Here is a 1,022-nt window from a genome sequence, read left to right on the forward strand (position 1 = left end):
GCAGGGCTATCGCATATGAGCGAAGAGCTTTGTGAGGAAGGCATCATCCCATCCGGCGCGTTTGATTTTGCCCTTGATGGAGCCTTTGTCGTCATTGGCTTTGATGATGTTGAGGGCGAGCTTGCGCAGGAGGGAGAGGTTTTGGGGGCCGTGGCCGACGCGGTTTCTGGCGGCGTCCTCGCCCATGGCGACATCAAGCATCCAGTGGAGATTGTTTTCGATGCCCCAATGTGCGCGCACTACTGCGGCCAACCGCTCGGCGTTCAGGCAGGTGGAGAGGATGTAATAGCGGGTGTGAACCGTCTCGTTGCCATTGGCGGATTGGCGCACCGCCTCGACGCTGGCGACGGCGCGGACATCGGCGAAGCCATGGCTCTGTTCCAGTTCGGCAGCCGGAACGATCCGGGCGCGGCGGACCTCCGAGCGGTCATGACCTTCTTCCACGTCCGTGACGATGCTGTCGGCAGGCCCGGCCATGAGGCGCCGTTTGACCTCGGCGTACAGGTGCGGCTGATTGCGCTTGACCGCCAGGGCGTAATCGCCGCCGCGTTTACGGATGGCCGCGGCGACATCCTTGCGGCAGTGCAGGGCGTCGGCAGTGACGATGCAGTCCTCAAGGTCGAGCAGTGCCAGCGCCTCGAGCATGCCGGCCACCTCATTGCGGCCTGGAGCAAGACGCTGGGCGACGACCATGCGCGCCTCAGCCGCCCAGACATTGACCAGATGCAGCGGCGCGTGCCGAGCCCCGCGCGCATAGGCTCCCTTGAGCGCCTTACCGTCGATCGCCACCACGCCTTCGATCTTGTCCGCAAAGCGCCGCACAAAGCCCATGAAGGCTGCCTCAAAAGCCTGCGGGTCGAGCAGGCGAAACACCCGGCTGAACGTGTCGTGGCTCGCCGGTCCGTGCGGCATCTCTACAATCTCACGCAGAAAACGCTCCTTGGACCGCGCGAACAACGCCATCTCGACGCAGGTCTGTGCGCCGCACAAGGTCGCTGCCAAGGCGATGAAAACGATCTCCA

General features: G+C 63.8%; 1 protein-coding gene. It reads right to left on the reverse strand.

The features are described from left to right. Positions 1-6 precede the first annotated feature (6 nt). Positions 7-1,022, reverse strand: a 1,016-nt coding sequence (locus ACOSDR_RS20180; protein ID WP_420732340.1) for an ISAs1 family transposase, incomplete at its 5' end; no start/stop codon positions are given.

This window comes from Hwanghaeella sp. 1Z406 (assembly GCF_048892425.1).
Lineage (GTDB): Bacteria > Pseudomonadota > Alphaproteobacteria > UBA8366 > Aestuariispiraceae > Pacificispira.